Raw genomic sequence first — 17036 nt, 5'->3', positions numbered from 1 at the left:
TCCGGATCGTCGACACGCCGCGCGCGGTCGCCGTGTCTGGCGCCGTCGACCCCGACTACCGGTCGTCTCCGACGTCCTCGTGAACGGGGCCACCGGACACACTCCCGCCCCGATGCCGGTGGGCAACCAGCGTCGTCCAGCACAACGCGCCGGCGGGGATCGGGAGCCAGAACTGCAGGAGCCGCCAGGTGAGCACGCCCGCCAGTGCTGCGCCCGCAGGGGCACCGGCTGCGGCCATCGCCGGAATGAGCAGCCCCTCGACGATCCCGATCCCGCCCGGGGTGAGGGGAAGCATCGCCACCATGTTCACCAAGCCGTACGTGGCCAGGACCAGCTCGACGGGAACGGCGGCGCCGAAAGCGCGCAGGCACAGCCACAGGCACACGGCGTCGAGCAGCCAGTTGGCCCCTCCCCAGGCCACCCCGCGGCGGGTCACTCGCGGCTCCCGCAGCCACCTCGCCCCGCTGACGAGAGCATCGTGCACCGCCTCACGCCAGCGCCGAGGCACGAGCGCATGGACGGTGGTCGAGCCCAGCCGGCGCAGCGCGGGCGGGACACCCGCCTGGTGCGGCGCCGCTTCCAGCGCCGCCAGGACGACGCTGGTCGTGAGGAGCAAGGCCACGGTCGTGGCCGTGAACCCGGTGTGCGGCACGACCATCAGCAGTCCGAGAAGCCACACCATCATCAGGCCGATCACCGACAGGGCCAGCTGGACAACCGTGAGCGCGAGTGCGGTCGACGCGGCGATGTCGCGGTCCACCATGAGTCCGACGCGGAGCCCGGCGGCGGTAGCGCCACCGCCCGGTACAGCGTGACTGAGTCCGTAGCCCGTCACGTCGATCCGCCATTGGATGGCGAACCGGAGGCGGTCGGATGGATCGAGGAGGGTCTGGGTGAGCCGGGTGTACGCCGCGAGCGAAGCGATCTCCGCGAGAACAGCCACCACCAGCAGCGGCCAGGCGACCTGGTCCAGCACCGAGATCTCGCTCCGGGTTCGGACGACGAACGGGATCACGCCGTACTCGACCGCCGCGACCGCGATGACCACGACCCCGGCCCCCCGCAACCACCTCCAGAGGACTCGTGCTCCCGCTCGGTCGCCGGCGCCGGAGGCGGACCCGGGTTCCGGCGCGGGAGCGGCCGGGGACCGGCGTTCCGACCGTGCCGCATCCGGCAGGGTCGTGTCGCGCCGGAGCGACCACGCTCCCCGGTGACGCGGACGAATGAAGGCCACCGCTCGAGCCTGCGATCAATGTGGCCCGAGCGGTAGTGGAGAACGTCCCGTCCCTGGTCGTCTGTCCCGGTCGCGACATGTCGCGTCGCCGAGGCTGCCGAAGGTCTCCCGACACGTCGAGATGGTGAACGTTGGACCCACACCTGGGGCCGCTGGTCCCTACCGCCCCGCCCCGAGATCGTGCTCCCGTGAGGAGCATGACGGATGCGGTGGTGGCCGAGGGGCTGGTGAAGCGCTACCCGGGCGTGACCGCCCTGGACGGGCTCGACCTTCACGTCCGCCAGGGCTCCGTGTCGGCGGTTCTCGGACCCAACGGCGCAGGCAAGACGACCGCCCTGCGGATCCTGACCACGCTGCTGCGGGCTGATGCCGGACACGCGAGCGTGGCCGGATTCGACGTGGCTTCTCGCCCCCAGGCCGTCCGGCAGGTCATCGGCGTGTCGGGCCAGTACGCCGCCGTCGACGAGTACCTGACGGGGTTCGAGAACCTGGACATGGTCGGCCGTCTCTACCACCTGGGCCGCGGTCGAAGCCGAGAACGAGCCCGGGAGCTTCTCGCTCGTTTCCGGCTCGACGAAGGCGGCGACCGAGTCACGCGAACCTACTCGGGCGGGATGAGGCGGAGACTCGACCTGGCCGCTGCACTCATGGCCCATCCCCCCGTGCTCTTTCTCGACGAGCCGACGACGGGCTTGGACCCGCGCAGTCGCGCGGACATGTGGGAGATCATCCGCGACCTCGTCGGTCATGGCTGCTCGCTCCTGCTCACGACGCAGAATCTCGAGGAGGCGGATCTCCTCGCGGACGAGATCGTCGTCATCGACCGGGGCAGCACGATCGCCGCGGGCACCGCCGACGAGCTGAAGGATCAGATCGGCGGCGATCGTCTGGAGATCGTGCTCCACGAGGCGTCCGACCTCCCCCGCGCTGCCGAGGTCCTGCGGCCGATGGGAATCGGCGAACCGGCCCTCGACGATCGCCGGCGACGTCTGCAGCTCGCTGTCGGTCGTCGCCAGGTGTTGGTCGACGCCGTACGCCGGCTCGACTCCGAGCAGATCGCGCTCACCGACGCCGGCGTACGACGGCCCACGCTCGACGACGTCTTCCTCGCGTTGACGGGTCGATCGGCACCGCCGGAGGCGGCTCGCTCGAGCGTCGGCCCCGAGCGCCCTGATCGCACCCCGACCCCGGACCGAGCCGAGCGATGAGCGCCCGCACCGTCCTCTCGGACTGCCTCGTCGTGGCCCAGCGCAACCTGATCAAGGTCAAGCGGGTCCCCGACCTGCTCGTGTTCACCACGCTCTCCCCGATCATGTTCGTGCTGCTGTTCGCCTACGTGTTCGCCGGCGCGATCGGCGGGAGTGCGGGCGGCGGCGCATACCGGGAGTTCCTCATCGCGGGCATCTTCGCGCAGACCGTCGTCTTCGGCGCCACCATCACCGGTGCGGCGCTGGCGACCGACATCCGGACCGGGATCATCGACCGGTTCCGTTCCCTGCCGATGGCACCGGGCGCCGTCCTGGCCGGTCGCACGCTGTCGGACGTGCTGAACAACGTGCTCGTCCTGGGTGTCATGAGCCTCACCGGACTCGTGGTCGGCTGGAGGATCCACACGTCGCCGGGATCAGCGCTCCGGGGCTACCTGCTGCTGCTCGTCTTCGCCTATGCCATCTCCTGGATCATGGCATGGATCGGAATGCTCGTCCCGAGCCCCGAAGTCGTCAACAACGCGGCCTTCATCGTGATCTTCCCGCTGACGTTTATCGCCAACACCTTCGTCCCGCTCCAGACCCTTCCGGCTCCCCTGCGGACCTTCGCCGAGTGGAACCCGGTGTCCACCGCCACCCAGGCGGCCCGCGAGCTCTTCGGCAACCTCAACCCTCTCGCTCCCGCGCAGGACCAGCCGTCCTGGGCGCTCGCTCACGCCGCGACGTACACGCTCGTCTGGTCGGTCGCCATCCTGGCGGTCTTCGTGCCACTGGCGAACTGGCAGTACGGCCGTGCCACCACCCGAAGCGGATGACCAGGAGTCGCGCCGGCCCCATGCCCACCCCATCCAACGACCGCCTTTCCCACCGACAGCCCGGAGACCGACATGGACATCGCCGACGGCCGACACCCCGTCTCGTCGCGGATTCGCTTCGACTTCCGTGGATCCTTCGACGACATTCCCCCGCCGACCGCCGCCGCCATGGCCCGGATCGCACGCGCGCTGCTCCAGCATGCTGACGTGCATGGAGGCCGGCAGGCCGTCATGCGGCTGGAGGACCGAGCCGCCGGACTGAGCCTGCTCCTCTCGGATCCTGAGTGCTCGCCCGAGTGTCTGGCGCGAGGGGAGGCCCCCGGGCCTCCAGGGGATCGCATCTCGGTCGGCTCGACGCCGGACGGCGGCCTCCAGGTCAGGTGGACACCGCCACCGACAAGGAGTGCCCCCTCGGGCCGTCGACGGACCCCGACCCGATGGCGTCGCCGTCGTCGACTTCCCAGGTGGAGGCGACGAGGTCCCATCCGCTGACCCCGACCGCCCCGGCGCCCGCCAGGTGGGACGCCTGTCCGCGGAAGGCGGGTCCTTCTCCTCTGCCGCTTACCCCGGCGACCGACGATGCTGGTGCATATCGGCAGAGGGGAGGCCGGACGCGTGCACGAGATGATCCACTCGGCCGTCCGCGCCGAGCACGGCGCGATCGACGCACTCGGAGTCTTCGCGCGGCCGGCCGCACACACTCCTTCTCGTCGTCGGCGGCAGGAGGCGGGCGGGCTGAGGTGGAGGTCCCGATGACTTTCGCCACGCGTCACCACCACAGAGGCGAGGTCCCGGAACCGGACCTCGCCCGCTTGATCGACGGCTGGCTCTCGGCCGGGGTGATCTCACCCGACCAGGCGGGACGGATGCTCTCCGAGCACCATCCGGCGGACCACGGTGCCGCCCGGTCGACATCGGTCGCACTCGAGGCGGTCGGCTACCTCGGTGGTGCGCTGGTCGTGGTCGCGGCCCTGCTGATCGGCGCCAGCTACTGGGGCGACCTAAGCACGGGCATTCGCCTGGCGACCGTCGGCGCCATCGCGGCCGGACTCCTCGGAGCTGCCGTCCTCGTGTCCGGCCTCGGCCCTGCCGGCTCACGCCTTGCCTCGGTCCTCTGTCTCGCCTCCACCGCCGCCGTCTCCGGGTTCCTCGCAATCTCGATCGACACCATCGCGCTCGCTCCGTCCCGCGCCGTGCTGATCGTCAGCGGCGGCACGGCCTGCTACGCGGCGCTGCTGTGGGCGTGGCGCCGCGGCCTGCTCCAACAGGTGACGGTGGCGGTCGCCCTGATGTCCACGGCAGCCGGGGCCATCGCCGACCGGACTTCGTCGGACGCGCTTCCCGGGCTCGGCATCTGGGGCGTCGCGGGCGTGTGGCTAGTGCTGGGATGGCGCGGCTCGCTGGTTCCGCGCCGGGTGGTGATGACCATGGCGGCGGCCGCGATGGTGATCGGCGTGCTGGGTACGCTGCCCGCCCGCTGGGGGTTCGCAATCGCGTTCCTCACCATCGCCCTGCTGGTCGCCCTGGCGGTTCGTCTACGCGAGCTGCCCCTGCTCGTGGTCGCGGCCATCGGGGCGCTTCAGGTGCTTCCCGCCGCTGTGGTCGAGTGGTACTCGGGCTCCGCGCTCGCGGCCTTCGTCCTGCTCGCCGCCGGTGTCGTGATGATCGGGTGCGCGGTCTGGGCGGCCCGGCGGGGTGCCCGGCGGGCCGGCGTCACGTCCGTTGCCCCCCGCGACGAGCCAGCGAGTCGATCGTGACGGCGAGCACGAGGACCACGGCCGTCACCGTGTACTTCGCGGGAGCACTGTAACCCTGGAGGCCCATGCCATTGTCGATGGCCGCGATGACCAGGCCGCCGAGGATGGCGCTTAGCGGCCGACCCCGTCCGCCGAAGAGGCTCGTGCCTCCGATGACCGCCGCGGCGACCGCGTAGAGGACCAGGGTCCCGCCGTCGTACGACGTCGAGACCGACCGCAGGCGAGAGGCGTAGACGATCCCGCCGATGCCGGCCGTCAGCGAGGCGAGTCCGAACGCGAGCGTACGGATTCGCGTCAGATTCACACCGGCCCGTCGTGCGGCCTCCGCGCCGCCACCGATCGCGTACACGTAGCGGCCGAAACTGGTGCGGCTCAGGAGTGCCGTCCAGAGGATCAGCACCGCGAGGACGACCAGCACCACCCAGGGCAGCCCTCGAATGGGGATCACGACTCCCCGGTCGACGTTGCAGACCAGGACGACCGCTGTCCCGGCAGCCAGCGCCACGCCGATCTTGAGCACCGAGACGCTCCGGGGAGGTGCGACCAGGCCACTCCTGCGACGCCTCTCGTCCCGGAGCCACATCCAGACGGCGAACAGTGCGACGCCGACGACCATCACGATCCAGCTGGCGGTCGCGCTGAGGGTTCCGCTCGCGATGTTGTTGATCTGCTCGTTGTTGATGGGGACGACGCCCCCGTCGCCCAGGATCATGAGCATCACCCCGAACCAGCCGAGCTGGCCGCCCAGGGTCACCACGAACGAGGGCAGCCGCAGGCGCGTGATGATGGTGCCTTGACCGAGTCCGATGAGGAAGCAGGTAGCCAGCCCGGTGAGGATCGCGAGCCACCATGGCCAGCCTCGGGCCTCGGCCACCAGCTCGGCCGTGATGACACCGCCGATGCCTCCCACGTAGCCGATCGACAGGTCGATCTCGCCCAGGAGGAGCACGAAGATCTGCCCCATCGCGAGAAGCATGAAAACCGACCCCTGGATGAGGAGGTTCACGATGTTCCCGGCAGTCAGGAAGTTCGGGTTCAGCGTCTGGAAGATGACGCTGATCAGGAGCAGCCCACCCACCACGGGTAAGGCGCCGCTCTCCCCCGAGCGAATCTTGGCCCATACTGCACGCCAGTAGTCCGCGAAGGACTCCGCGACGACAGGCTCGACTGCGGCGGGCGCTCGCGCTGGTCGCGACACCGCAGCGGCTGCGTCGGGGTCGCGGCCGCTCACGGCGGCGACCCGGGGTGGCGGATCGAGCCGGGAGTGAGACGGTCGGACTCCCCGCTGGTCATCAGGTCCACGACCGTCCTTCGGTCAAGCTCTTCGACGGGGCTGAGGCCCACCAGCCGGCCCAGGCGGAGCACCGCGATCCTGTCTGCGACCTCGAAGACGTCGTTCATGTTGTGCGAGATGACGATGACCGCGACGCCTCGTTCGGCCAAGCGCCGGATGAGCTGGAGGACCACGGCCGTCTGCGCGACGCCCAGCGCCGCGGTCGGCTCGTCCATGATCACGAGCTTGGAGTTCCACAGCACGGACTTCGCGATCGCCACCGACTGGCGCTGTCCGCCCGAGAGGGACGCGACGGGCTGACGGATCGACTGCACCGTAGTCACCGCCAGGCTCGCCAGGGTGTCACGAGCCGCCAGCTCCATGCTCTCCTCATCGAGGAGCCGGTGCCGGCGACGCTCCCGACCGAGGAACATGTTCTGGACGATGTCGAGGTTGTCGCACAGGGCGAGGTCCTGATAGACCGTCTCGATCCCCAGGGCAGCGGCATCCTTCGGACTGTGGAGCACGACCTCCCGGCCCTCCCAGAGGAGGCGCCCGCGATCGGGCCGGTGAATCCCTGCGATGCACTTGATCAGCACCGACTTGCCGGCCCCGTTGTCGCCGGTCAGCGCGGTGACCAGACCGCGCGGCACGTCCATGGAGACGTCGGTGAGTGCCTGGACCGGTCCGAAGGACTTGTCGATGTGCTCGAGTCGCAGCAACGGCGCCGTGGCCTGCGGTCCCGCCTCGGGCGGATTCACTGATGCGGTCATCTCGACCCCTCCGTCTCGGGTGTCGACGCCCTAGTCGATGCCTGCCTCCGTGCAGGCCTGCTCCAAGGCGGCGATGCAGAGTTCGTCGACGTCGACCGCACCGTCCGCGACGACGGTGTCGGCCATGTTCTCGGCCGTGACCCACACCGGGGTCAGCAGGCTGGAGGCCACGTCGTCGCCGGTCTGGTCATCGGCGGTCGTCCCGTTGACCAACCCGTCGGGAACATCGAGACCGGCGCGCAGGTACAGCGCGATCGCCGCCGCCGCCTGCGCCTCCAGGTAGATCGGCTTGTACACCGTGCCGGCCTGGTAGCCCTTCAAGATGTTCTGCAGACCCGACAGCGAGGCGTCCTGCCCGGTCGTCGGGAAGGTTCGGGCGGGGACCTTCTTGCTCTGCAGATAGGAGATCACCGCGTTGGCGTTGTCGTCGTTGGGAGTGACGACCGCGTTCATCTGGGGGTGCGCGGTGTACTGCTGCGCGAAGGTCGTCTGCGCGACGTCCGGATCCCACGTCCCCGCCGGCGCGCCGACCTTGGTGTAGTCGCCGGCCTTGAACAGCGGGTCGAGAACGCTGTTGTAGCCCTCGGCGAACAGCTTGGCGTTGTTGTCCGTCGGGTCCCCGCTCATGACCAGCACGTTCGGGTCCTTGACGTTCCAGGCGTCCACGGCATCGACCAGACCCTGGCCGATGAGCTGGCCGACCTTGACGTTGTCGAAGCTGACGTAGACCCGGTCCGGGCTCCCGCCCTGGGTCAACCGGTCGTAGTCGACGACCTTGACGCCACGGTCGCGTGCCGCCGATTCGATCGCCGCACCGGAGCCGGAGTCGAGGGGATCGACCAGGAGGACCGACGCCCCCGAGGTCATGGCCGCCTCCGCCTGTGTCTGCATCGTGGCCGCGCTCCCCTGGGCGTTGTCGATCTTGAACTGGGAGGAGTCCAGCCCGGCCGACTCGAACGCCTGCTTCAGGTACGGCGCGTCGAAGGTGACGTATCGAGCGGAGGTGGTCGTGTCGGGCAGCAGCACCGCGACCATCCCGTCTCCCTGCTCGGCCACCGGTTGGAGGGCCTCCATGGCCGAGAAGTCCGAGGTGAAGTCATCGGCGGAGACCGCGGGCGCGGACGCGGACCCGCTCGGTTCGGCGCTTGCGCCCGATCCGCTGTCGTCACCCCCGCACGCGACGAGACCGGTGAGGCTGAGCGCGACGATCGAGCCTGCCGCTGCGATACGACGTGAGGTCCGCATGGAGATGTCCTGTCATCCGTCCGGCCGCCGCCGGGGCCACCACCCGGTGCGGCGCCGTTTCGAGCGTGCGCCGGAGCTCAGGCCTCCGCGCAGAGGCGAACGGCCCACGTTCGGGAGGACTCCCGGCCCCGCCCGATGCCCCGGTCGGCGTCCTGGACCGCGCCGACGGTCAGCAGTACCGGTCGCTGCCCTTCCCTTCTGCCCGGTCACGGTGGAAGGTGGGAGAGCGCGAGTCGGGGACGGGCGGAGTTCGCGCACCCATGTCCCATCGAGGAGGCCCTCGTGGTCTCGGACCGACTTGTCGCCGGCATCTCGTCAGCGCTCTGGTTCCAGGCGCGCCGGTCGCCGTTCGCGTTGCTCGGTTCGGACCTGCGATTCCGCGCCGTCAACGCTGCCTTCGAGCACGTGACCCAGCAGCGGCGGGATCGCCTCATCGGCGCGTTCGCGTTCGAGGCCTTCCCCGACAACCCGGAGGCCCCGTCCGCGCGCGGCGTCGCCACGGTGGCCTCGTCGATGGAGCAGGTCCTGCGGACCGCGACCGCGTCCTGGCTGGGCGTGCAGCGCTACGACCTACCTCATCCTTCTCGACCGGGCAGCTTCCTTCCGCGCATGTGGATGCCGATCAATCTGCCCGTCCTGGAAGACGGCCGCGTCGCCGCGATCCTGCACCACTCCCAAGACATCTCGCCGTGCCCCGGCTCGCATGCTCGGGCGACTCATCCCGCGGACGACGCCACCGGCATGGAGGCAGCCTTCCGTCAACTCCTGATGGGGTTCCCCGACATCGCCACCCCGACCGTCATGGGTTTCCTGACCGACTCCTACCGAGTCGTGACACACGCCCTCCACCGAGCGGACGTCGACCAAGCGCTCAGCCTCGCTCGGCTGCGCCTCGAGATCCATGTCCGACATCCGGCCCGTCGGGCACCGGGCTGAGCTCCAGGGTCAGTGGGCTGGCGTGGGACGGAGACCCCGCGGTACCCGCGGGAGCCCGGTGGGACTTTCGCCTCTACCAGCGCTCCGGCCCTGGGCTGACGCTGCTGCCATGAGCACCGGTTCCGGAAGCTATCCCCCTCTCGCCGACCTGCCGGCCTTCGAGTGCTGGTCCCTGCTGGAGTCCGCCGAGATCGCCCGGGTGGCGTGGACCGGGCCGCGGGGAGTGCTCGTCGTCCCGGTGAACTACACGATCTCCGACGGGGCGCTGTGGTTCCGTACCACGCCCACCGCGGAGATCATCCGGGACACGTCCGAGCAGTGGGTGGCCGTCGAGGTGGACGACCTCGATCCCGGGACGAGATCGGGCTGGAGCGTGGTGGTGCGGGGGCCGATCGAGCTGGTCGACGCCGAGGACGCACCCGACCGGCTCGCGGAGCTCCGGGTGTGGCCCCCGGGCCTGCGCATCGCGTACGTCCGGGTCGAGCCGGGCGAGGTCACCGGCCGTCGCCTGCTCCCGGGCGCCTGAGCCGGCCCACGTCGGCCGCCCTGGTCGGAGGCTGGAGCATGAGCGCGACGGCGAGCCTCGGTCGCCGGATCGTCGGCGGACTCTTCCTAGTCACCGGGGGCGTCCACCTCGGCCTGGTCGCGGCGGACCCGCAGGTCTACGCGCCCTTCGCCGACCACGGGCTCTTCGGGATCGTGCGGTCGGGCTGGGCCGACATCGTGATGGCCCACCCGGCGGCGTGGGGCCTGCTGGCCGCGGCCGGCGAGATCCTGCTCGGCGTGCTGCTGCTCACCGGCGGTCGTGCCGCGCGCTGGGGATGGGCGGGGGCGATCCTGTTCCACGTCCTGCTCATGCTCTTCGGGTGGGGCTTCTGGGCGTGGTCGGTGCCCGTCCTGGTCGTCCTGGTCGTGCTGGCCCGTCCGGACTTCGCCGGACTCGTCGAGGCGGCGCACGAGCCGTGACCGGCCCCGCTGTCCCGGCCGCCGGGGGCGTCGAGCTCCTCTGGCTGCCGCTCGGTGCCGGCGGTCGGTCGGTCCGTTGGAACGGACGGGTCTTCGAGGCCGTCGTCGCCCGGCTCGAGGGCCGTCCGGTAAGCGAGCTCTACCACTCCGCGCTGGTCGTCACCATGGACGGCGTACCGCACGTGATCGAGATGGGTCCCGTCTGGCAACGCGGGATCTCCGGGCACGGCACGGTGCTCGAGGGGCCCGTGGGCGCGCGCTGGCTGGGCCGGTCGGTGCTCTTCCGCTACGAGGTCCGCTGCTGGCCCCACGGGGTGATCCCGGATGTCGACGAGGCGGTGGCGAGCCCCCAGCCGCTCAGCGGCGACGTCCGGCTGGCGCGGCGACTGCTGAGCCTGGTGCCGGACGTCCCGCCGCTGACCTGGGGGCGGGACGAGTCGCGGGTCGGCGAGATGTGGAACTCGAACTCCCTGATCTCCTGGCTGCTGACCGTCAGCGGCGTCGGTCTCGACGGCGTACGGCTGCCTGCGGGCGGGCGTGCTCCGGGCTGGGACGCCGGCGCCCGGGTCGCCCGGCACGGCCGGTGCCCCACCTCTCCGGATGAATTGGCTTAGGTCGCCAATCGAGGCCGGACTGCGGGGCCTTCGCGCGCCAGTTCCATCCGTTCGAAACCCTCCCGCCCTGCAACCAGTTGCGCACGTCTCCCGCCGGACCGTGCGAGTGGTCGCCGCAGTGCGTGCCGCCTGTCCGCGGAGTTGGGCCCTTCTCCCCTGTCCCCGCGCGTGGGAGCCGGGGAGGCTCGTGGCTATCAGTTCTCCGGAGAAGGGGGCCGGGCGATGTGGAGAGCGTGGTGGGTGCACGGCTGGCAGGACGATGACGCGTGGGGAGACAACCCCGCGCCGGAAGGCCGAGCCGGCCATACGTCGCAACGCGGTCGCGTCTCGCCGGGACGGAGCCTCGTGCTCCGGGCCGAGAGCTGCGACCTCTCACCTGCGATCGCGGCTCAGCTGGTCTACGGCCAATCCTGGAAGGATCTCGCCAGCGCTTGGAAGCAGAGCAGCGTCGCGCTCAAGTCCGCCGGTTCGCACCGGCACAGACTGGCGCTCGTGATGTTGCGGGCCGCCATCCTCGACGAGATGGAGGCGATGGCCCCGCGGGCGTTCTCCGATTGGCTGGCCACGCAGTCCTGCGCCTGACGGAGTCGACGTGGATCGAGACGGCCGATGACAAGGCTGGACCGTCCCCGCCCGATCAAATCCCTGACACCTTTCAGGCCCGGAGATCCGTAGATCACCGGGCCTGAAACTGCAGGTCAGGAGCCCATTTCGGCTCCTGCTCTTCGGTCGGGCTGACAGGATTTGAACCTGCGACCCCTTGACCCCCAGTCAAGTGCGCTACCAAGCTGCGCTACAGCCCGAACGGCCCCGGCAACGTGCACCGGAAACCGCGTGAACACTACCGCAGGCTCAGCCGAAGGCTGGAATCGGCCCGCCGGTCGGGCGGTTCGGCGTCAGCCCATCGACTTCTGGCCGTCGATCGTCTCGCGCAGGATGTCGGCGTGGCCGGCGTGCTGGGCGATCTCGGCGACGAGGTGCACGAACACGCGGCGGGCCGACCAGGTGACACCGGGCGGGTTCCAGGGCGCCTCCGGGAGCGGCTGGCGGGCGTCGAGGTCGACGTGGGCGAGGAGCGTGTCGGTGTCCGTCGCCGCCTCGTCGTACGACGCCAGCAGGCCCGCGAGCGTCTCCCCGTCGAGCATGCGGAAGCCGTTCTGGTACTCGATCACCTCGGCCGGCGGGTTGCTCCAGTCGATGTTGGCCCAGTCGACGTCGGGCTGCTCGGCCGGGCCGTCGGTGATGAAGTCGCACCACTGCCGCTCGGTGGCCGTGACGTGCTTGATGAGTCCGCCGAGGCAGAGCTCGCTGGCGGTCGGCCGGGAGGCGGCCTGCTCGTCGCTGAGCCCGCGGACGGTGAAGCGGAACAGCTCGCGGTGCTTGTGCAGCGCGTCCAGGAGGTCGGCGCGCTCGGAGGTCAGGATCTGGTCGGTGGTCATGGGACCAGGCTAGGAAGCCCTCCGGTCAGATCCTGACCGCAATCAAACGACGAGGAGACTCAGCGCTTGCGCTTCTCGCGCGGCCGCTGCTGCAGGATGATCGGCGTCCCGACGAAGCCGAACTCCTCGCGCAGCCGGCGCTCGATGAACCGCTCGTACGACGCGTCCAGCTTGCCGCTCGTGAACAGGATGAACGTCGGCGGGGCCGTCGTCGCCTGGGTGCCGAAGAGCACCTTCGGCTGCTTGCCGCTGCGCACCGGGTGCGGGTGCTCGGCGACCAGCCGGCCGAGGAAGTTGTTGAGCGCGCCGGTGCCGACCCGGGTCTCCCAGCCGGTCAGCGCCTTCTCGAGCGCCGGGACCAGCCGGTCGACGTGCCAGCCGGTGCGCGCGGTGATGTTGATGCGCGGCGCCCACTGCACCTGGACGAGGTCGCGCTCGATCTCGCGCTCCAGGTAGTAGCGGCGCTCCTCGTCGACCAGGTCCCACTTGTTGAACGCGATCACCAGGGCGCGACCGGCGTCGCGGACAGTCTGGACGATCCGCATGTCCTGCTCGGACAGCGACTCGCCGCCGTCGACGACCAGGACCGCGACCTCGGCACGGTCGATGGCGGTCGAGGTGCGCAGCGAGGCGTAGTACTCGTGACCGGACGCGGTCTTGACCCGCTTCCGGATGCCGGCGGTGTCGATGAAGCGCCAGGTCTTGCCGCCCAGCTCGATCAGCTCGTCGACCGGGTCGACGGTGGTGCCGGCGGCGTTGTCGACGACGACGCGCTCCTCCCCCGCCAGCTTGTTCAGCAGCGAGGACTTGCCGACGTTGGGCCGCCCGACGATCGCGATCCGGCGCGGACCGCCGACCTCCTCGCCGATCTTCTCGGGCGGCGTCTCCGGCAGCGCCGCGAGTACGGCGTCCAGCATGTCGCCCGAGCCGCGCCCGTGCAGCGCGGAGACGGGGAACGGCTCGCCGAGGCCGAGATTCCACAGGCCGTAGGCCTCGGCCTCGGTGCGCTGGTCGTCGACCTTGTTGGCCGCCAGCACGACGGGCTTGCCCGACTGCCGGAGGATCTTCACCACGGCCGCGTCGCCGTCGGTGATGCCGACGGTCGCGTCGACCACGAAGAGCACGGCGTCGGCCAGCGAGACGGCGAGCTCGGCCTGGGTCGAGATCATGTGCGCCAGGCCGCGCGCGTCGGGGTCCCAGCCGCCGGTGTCCACGACGGTGAAGGCCCGGCCGTTCCAGTTGGCGTCGTACGACACCCGGTCGCGGGTCACGCCGGGGACGTCCTCCACGACGGCCTCGCGGCGGCCGATGATCCGGTTGACCAGCGTCGACTTCCCGACGTTGGGACGCCCCACCACGGCGAGGACCGGCACCGGCCCCAGCGGCTCGTCGGCGGACGAGTCGTCGATGGGCAGGTCGGGTCCGGCGGTCATGGTGCTCCTTGGTCGGTGACCCCGGTCGCGGGGTCGGGGTCGTGATCGCCGGGCGGCAGATCGCCGGGCAGCTCACGGCCGGTCAGTGCCTTGGCATGGTCGAGGTGCACCAGGAGGTGCTCCCTCAGCAACATCGAGGTGTGCTCGACTTGTTCCTTCGTGCGCGGCCACTCCACCGCGGGGACGGTGTACGGCGCGCCGAAGACGATGTCGATGGTCGCACCCTTGCGGGGCAATGAGCCACTCCTGCCGCCTGGCTCGCGGGTGCCGAACATCACCACGGGCACGACGGGTACCCCCGCCGCGAGCGCGAAGTACGCCGCTCCCCGGTGGAACCGGTCCAGCTCGCCATTGCCCCGGCTCCCCTCGGGGAAGATCCCGCCGGCCGCGCCGTCGCGCAGCACCCGGAGCATCTGGCGCACCGCGCGCGGATCGGTGTTGAACCGGTCGAGCGGGATCTGGCCGGAGAAGGTGAGGAAGCGCCCGAGCGCCCCGCGGAACATCTCCACCTTGGTGAACACGTGCACCGGCCGCGGCGCGAAGATCGCCAGGAGCGGACCGTCGATCACCCCGACGTGGTTGGCCGCGAACAGCACCGGACCCTCGGCGGGCACCAGATCGGTGCCGTGCACGCGGACGACGTAGCGACGCCGGAGCAGCCAGGACGAGATCGGGCGCAGCCCGTGCAGCATGAACCGCCACGGGAACCGGGTGTCGGAGCTGCGGGGCAGCGACTCGTGTGCGCTCACGCGACCGCGTTCACGAGGTCGACGACCTGGCCGATCACCTCGTCCAGGGTGTGGTGCGTGGTGTCGAGGTGCGCGGCGCCGTCGGCCATCACCAGCGGAGCCGTCGCCCGCCCGGAGTCGATGGCGTCGCGGGCGAGCAGCGACTGCTCGGTGGCGGCGACGTCCGACCCGCCCTCCTCCGCCGCACGCCGCGCGGCCCGCGCCGCCGGGTCGGCGGAGAGGTAGACCTTGACCTGGGCGTCGGGCACGACGACGGAGCCGATGTCGCGACCCTCGACCACGATCCCGCCGAGCGCGGCCTCCTCGGCGATCACGGCGCGTTGGAGGTCGAGCAGCCAGGCCCGGACCTCCGGTACGGCGCTGACCGGCGACACCGCGTTGTTGACCTCGTCGGAGCGGATGGCGACCGCGACGTCCTCGCCGGCGACCTCGATCGTCGGCGCGAGGGGGTCGGTGCCGGACTTGATCGCGAGCTCCGGGACCCGGGCCGCGACGGCCGCGGGGTCGTGGACGTCGACGCCCGAGCGGAGCATCCACCAGGTGACGGCGCGGAACATCGCGCCGGTGTCGAGGTAGCGCAGTCCGAGCCGGGCGGCGACGCCGCGCGAGGTACTGGACTTGCCCGATCCCGACGGACCGTCGATCGCGACGACGAGACCGGTCTGTGGACGTCCGGAGGGGGTGCTCACGGGCCCGCAGCCTACCGGTGCGTCGCCCACCCGCGGGACTCGAGGGACGAGAGCAGGTGCTCGGCGCGCCGCTCCTCGACGACCAGCTCGACCAGGCCGACCGGGCGGCCCGGGTCGTGGTCGATCCGGATGTCCTCGATGTTGACCTCGCTGGCCACGGAGTCGGCCAGCAGCCGGGCCAGCTCGCCCGGATGGTCGGGGACCGACACCCAGACCGAGCGCATCGGCCGGACGGGTCCACCGTGCTTGCCGGGGATGGCCTGCGTGCCCGCGACGCCCTGCTCCAGGATCGACTGCAGCGCGCCGCGATCGCCACGCTCGACCGCGTCGATGACCCGGTCGAGCTCCGCGCGGACCTCGCCCAGCAGGTCCAGGACGGCGTCGGAGTTGGCGCTGACGATCTGCCCGTACAGGCGCGGGTCGCCGGCCGCCACCCGGGTGACGTCGCGGACGCCCTGGCCGGAGAGCGCAAGGTGGTTCTCGGGACCGTCGGCCAGCCGGGCGGCCACGAGGCTGGAGAGCAGGTGCGGCACGTGGGACGTGCGAGCCACGGCGCGGTCGTGCTCGTCCGGCGTCAGCCAGACGGGTACGGCGCCGCACACCCGGACCAGCTCCTCCACGAGCTCGACGGCGTCCGGGTCGGAGAACGAGTGCGGCGTGATCGCCCACGGGCGGCCGTCGAAGAGCGACGCCGAGGCGGCCAGCGGTCCCGACCGCTCGCTGCCGGCCATCGGGTGGCTGCCGACGTACCGGCGCACGCGCGGCTGACCCTCCACGAAGGTCACGGGACCGGACTTGACCGACCCGACGTCGGTCACCACGGCGTCCGTGGCCCGCAGCGCCTCCGCGATGACCTCGCCCAGGTGGTCCGGGGGTACGGCGACCACGACCACCTCCGGCCGGTCGTCCTCCTGACGCGGTCGGCCCGCGCCCAGGCCGGACGCGATCCGGACGTGCTCGGCGGAGGTGTCGGTGAGCAGCACCTCGATCCCGGCCCGCCGGCAGGCGAGCCCGATCGAGGTGCCGAGAAGACCGGTCCCGACGATCTCGACGGGTCCCCGGAGCTCAGGCACCGGACTCGTCGGGGACCGACCGGGTCCGGGTCAGGTCGGAGCGCAGCGCCGCGGCGCCGTGCAGGTAGACGTGGGTGATGTCCGCGCGCGGCAGGTCGGTCTCGACGTGCGCCATCATCCGCACCACGCGCGGCATCGAGCCGGCGATCTCCAGCTCGCGGGCGCAGATCAGCGGCACCTCGCCGAAGCCGAGCTGGCGGGCGGCGTACGCCGGGAACTCCGAGTGCAGGTCCGAGGTCGCCGTGAAGACCACCGAGATGAAGTCGTCGATCTCGAGGCCGTTGGAGGTCATCACGTCGGTGACCATCTCCGCGACCCGATCGAGCATGTGCTCGCGCACGTCCTCCTCGAGCTGGGTCGCTCCCCGGATGGCCCGCACCGCCACGTCAGTTCCTCCTGGTCCGCCTCCCGCACGGTGCCGGAGGACGGTGGGGAGACTACCCGGGCTGGTAGCTGCCGAACGACCAGTGGTTGCCTTCCGGGTCGGCGACACTTCCGCCGCGGCCGCCGTAGTCCTGGTCGACCATCGGACGCTGGACGGTCGCGCCCGCGGCCACGGCGCGGTCGAAGACGGCGTCCGGGTCGCCCGTGACGAGGTACGCCGCGGACCCGCCGACGTTGTCGACCGCGGCGTCGGGCCGCTGGGAGCCGAACATGATCCCGCCGCCGTCGGGCCACAGCCACTCGGCGTGCACGACGACGGACGGGTCCGAGTCGTCGCGGTACGTCGCGTGCTCGATGAACCCGACCGCGGTGAGCCAGGCGATCATCGCGTCGGCGTCGCGGACGGACATGGTGTGCCAGAGACGGACATCTGCTGCTGAGGTCATGG

Annotated in this window: 19 protein-coding genes and 1 tRNA gene; 8 read left to right on the top strand and 12 right to left on the bottom strand. The window is 71.1% G+C overall.

Translation table 11 applies throughout. The features are described 5' to 3' along the window. Positions 1 to 55 precede the first annotated feature (55 nt). Positions 56 to 1048 carry a lysylphosphatidylglycerol synthase transmembrane domain-containing protein gene (locus VMF51_RS01920; RefSeq protein ID WP_325472693.1) on the bottom strand — a complete coding sequence of 331 codons (993 nt, stop codon included), beginning with the start codon at positions 1046 to 1048 and terminating at the stop codon, positions 56 to 58. Between the two features lie 383 nt (positions 1049 to 1431). Here VMF51_RS01920 and VMF51_RS01915 point away from each other — a divergent pair, with 383 nt between their 5' ends. The 3 genes from VMF51_RS01915 to VMF51_RS01905 all read left to right on the top strand — a co-directional run bounded on the left by VMF51_RS01915 (position 1432) and on the right by VMF51_RS01905 (position 5014). Beyond that, positions 1432 to 2442, top strand: a complete 1011-nt coding sequence (locus VMF51_RS01915; RefSeq protein WP_325472692.1) for an ATP-binding cassette domain-containing protein — start codon at positions 1432 to 1434, stop codon at positions 2440 to 2442. Next, a complete protein-coding gene (locus VMF51_RS01910) occupies positions 2439 to 3257 on the top strand; it encodes an ABC transporter permease (RefSeq protein WP_325472691.1) in 819 nt (272 codons plus the stop codon). Before VMF51_RS01915 ends, VMF51_RS01910 begins: the two co-directional genes overlap by 4 nt. 740 nt (positions 3258 to 3997) lie before the next feature. Further along, positions 3998 to 5014, top strand: a complete 1017-nt coding sequence (locus tag VMF51_RS01905; RefSeq protein ID WP_325472690.1) for a DUF2157 domain-containing protein — start codon at positions 3998 to 4000, stop codon at positions 5012 to 5014. On the opposite strand, the gene VMF51_RS01900 is transcribed toward VMF51_RS01905, so the two are convergent. Genes VMF51_RS01900 through VMF51_RS01890 form a run of 3 tightly spaced genes read right to left on the bottom strand, consistent with a single transcriptional unit; the run spans position 4971 to position 8305 of the window. Beyond that, positions 4971 to 6245 (bottom strand): sugar ABC transporter permease, encoded by a 1275-nt coding sequence (locus VMF51_RS01900; protein WP_325472689.1) that lies wholly within the window; start codon positions 6243 to 6245, stop codon positions 4971 to 4973. The two genes, VMF51_RS01905 and VMF51_RS01900, sit on opposite strands and share 44 nt — an antisense overlap. Next, positions 6242 to 7060: an ATP-binding cassette domain-containing protein gene (locus tag VMF51_RS01895; RefSeq protein ID WP_325472688.1), complete on the bottom strand. Its 819-nt coding sequence runs from the start codon at positions 7058 to 7060 to the stop codon at positions 6242 to 6244. Before VMF51_RS01895 ends, VMF51_RS01900 begins: the two co-directional genes overlap by 4 nt. A gap of 30 nt (positions 7061 to 7090) precedes the next feature. Then, positions 7091 to 8305 (bottom strand): sugar ABC transporter substrate-binding protein, encoded by a 1215-nt coding sequence (locus tag VMF51_RS01890; protein ID WP_325472687.1) that lies wholly within the window; start codon positions 8303 to 8305, stop codon positions 7091 to 7093. Positions 8306 to 8587: 282 nt separating this feature from the next. On the opposite strand from VMF51_RS01890, the gene VMF51_RS01885 reads away from it, so the two are divergent. The 5 genes from VMF51_RS01885 to VMF51_RS01865 all read left to right on the top strand — a co-directional run bounded on the left by VMF51_RS01885 (position 8588) and on the right by VMF51_RS01865 (position 11403). After that, the gene (locus VMF51_RS01885; protein ID WP_325472686.1) at positions 8588 to 9241 is read left to right on the top strand and encodes a PAS domain-containing protein; all 654 of its coding nucleotides are present in this window, start codon (positions 8588 to 8590) and stop codon (positions 9239 to 9241) included. A gap of 109 nt (positions 9242 to 9350) precedes the next feature. Beyond that, entirely contained in the window at positions 9351 to 9767 is a 417-nt protein-coding gene (locus tag VMF51_RS01880; RefSeq protein WP_325472685.1) for a pyridoxamine 5'-phosphate oxidase family protein, read from the top strand. 38 nt (positions 9768 to 9805) lie between these two features. Next, positions 9806 to 10207, top strand: a complete 402-nt coding sequence (locus VMF51_RS01875) for a hypothetical protein (RefSeq protein WP_325472684.1) — start codon at positions 9806 to 9808, stop codon at positions 10205 to 10207. Next, positions 10204 to 10821, top strand: coding sequence for a hypothetical protein (locus VMF51_RS01870; protein WP_325472683.1), 618 nt, complete (start codon positions 10204 to 10206; stop codon positions 10819 to 10821). Before VMF51_RS01875 ends, VMF51_RS01870 begins: the two co-directional genes overlap by 4 nt. Before the next feature lie 240 nt (positions 10822 to 11061). Then, positions 11062 to 11403 (top strand): hypothetical protein, encoded by a 342-nt coding sequence (locus VMF51_RS01865; protein WP_325472682.1) that lies wholly within the window; start codon positions 11062 to 11064, stop codon positions 11401 to 11403. 147 nt (positions 11404 to 11550) lie between these two features. Here VMF51_RS01865 and VMF51_RS01860 read toward each other — a convergent pair. The 8 genes from VMF51_RS01860 to VMF51_RS01825 all read right to left on the bottom strand — a co-directional run bounded on the left by VMF51_RS01860 (position 11551) and on the right by VMF51_RS01825 (position 17034). Continuing rightward, positions 11551 to 11624, bottom strand: a tRNA-Pro gene (locus VMF51_RS01860). A gap of 93 nt (positions 11625 to 11717) precedes the next feature. Beyond that, positions 11718 to 12260, bottom strand: a complete 543-nt coding sequence (locus VMF51_RS01855) for a DinB family protein (RefSeq protein ID WP_325472681.1) — start codon at positions 12258 to 12260, stop codon at positions 11718 to 11720. A gap of 59 nt (positions 12261 to 12319) precedes the next feature. Beyond that, positions 12320 to 13693 carry a ribosome biogenesis GTPase Der gene (gene der / locus VMF51_RS01850; protein WP_325472680.1) on the bottom strand — a complete coding sequence of 458 codons (1374 nt, stop codon included), beginning with the start codon at positions 13691 to 13693 and terminating at the stop codon, positions 12320 to 12322. Next, positions 13690 to 14442, bottom strand: coding sequence for a lysophospholipid acyltransferase family protein (locus VMF51_RS01845; RefSeq protein WP_325472679.1), 753 nt, complete (start codon positions 14440 to 14442; stop codon positions 13690 to 13692). The genes der and VMF51_RS01845 overlap by 4 nt, the downstream gene beginning before the upstream one ends. Next, a complete protein-coding gene (cmk, locus tag VMF51_RS01840; RefSeq protein ID WP_325472678.1) occupies positions 14439 to 15131 on the bottom strand; it encodes a (d)CMP kinase in 693 nt (230 codons plus the stop codon). Before cmk ends, VMF51_RS01845 begins: the two co-directional genes overlap by 4 nt. 11 nt (positions 15132 to 15142) lie before the next feature. After that, positions 15143 to 16204 (bottom strand): prephenate dehydrogenase, encoded by a 1062-nt coding sequence (locus VMF51_RS01835; protein WP_325472677.1) that lies wholly within the window; start codon positions 16202 to 16204, stop codon positions 15143 to 15145. After that, complete coding sequence (gene aroH, locus VMF51_RS01830; protein WP_325472676.1) at positions 16197 to 16589, bottom strand: chorismate mutase; 393 nt, start codon at positions 16587 to 16589, stop codon at positions 16197 to 16199. Before aroH ends, VMF51_RS01835 begins: the two co-directional genes overlap by 8 nt. 52 nt (positions 16590 to 16641) lie before the next feature. Then, on the bottom strand, positions 16642 to 17034 hold the full coding sequence (locus VMF51_RS01825; protein ID WP_325472675.1) for a VOC family protein: 393 nt from the start codon (positions 17032 to 17034) through the stop codon (positions 16642 to 16644). Positions 17035 to 17036 lie beyond the last annotated feature (2 nt).

It is taken from the genome of Nocardioides sp. (assembly GCF_035503875.1).
Taxonomy (GTDB): domain Bacteria; phylum Actinomycetota; class Actinomycetes; order Propionibacteriales; family Nocardioidaceae; genus Nocardioides.
The sequence above is the reverse complement of the archived record's forward strand: the minus strand, read 5'-3'. Positions and strand labels throughout refer to the sequence as shown.